The 626-nt window shown below is 45.0% G+C and carries 1 protein-coding gene; it reads right to left on the bottom strand.

Annotation, left to right across the window (positions count from 1 at the left end):
* Positions 1-72: 72 nt before the first annotated feature.
* On the bottom strand, positions 73-626 hold a 554-nt coding region (locus A3729_RS32795), incomplete at its 5' end, for a hypothetical protein (RefSeq protein ID WP_197475773.1).

A 626-nucleotide genomic window follows, 5' to 3' on the forward strand; every position in this document is an offset into this window, starting at 1 on the left:
CGCTAATTTGGTTTTAAATGTGCTCATACCCAGTCTACTACCAGATCCAGAAAGGGCTTATCAGCCATAAAACTAAAATAACTCGATCTCTGATTCCATCAACGAATCTTCCACCACGACCGGCTCACTAACAAAACTAATCTCTTCGGAAAAGAACTCCACTCCGATGTGAAAAGCACAAGCTTCCCCATCTACCTCAATATAACTGGAGAAGCGGGTAGGGCCAGGTTCAATCAAGTCGTTCAACTCAACACCAAAAGACGTCGTCGGCAGCCCCAAGGTAATCTCTTGCTCATGCGACATTAACTTTGTCTTCAAACGCCCGATCAACTGATTGGCCATTTCAGAGATCCAATCTTCCAGGGACTCCTCATCAACGACAGTGATGTTTGGTACCGGATAGGTCATAGCAAGTACAGTCATAGGCAGCTCAAGCGCAAGCGCAAGCTTGATTTCCATATCTTCAGAACCTGCATCGATAAGCGCTACCGGCGCATCTAACCAATCAGCCTCGTTAGCCGGTGACATGTTCACATCACAACTAAGGCTTGCCAGAAGCTCTTTCAAAGAGTCTTCATAAAGAACATGAATATGTTGTGCTACTTCTAGTGATTTCATAACGTTAG

Source organism: Oleiphilus sp. HI0043 (assembly GCF_001634935.1).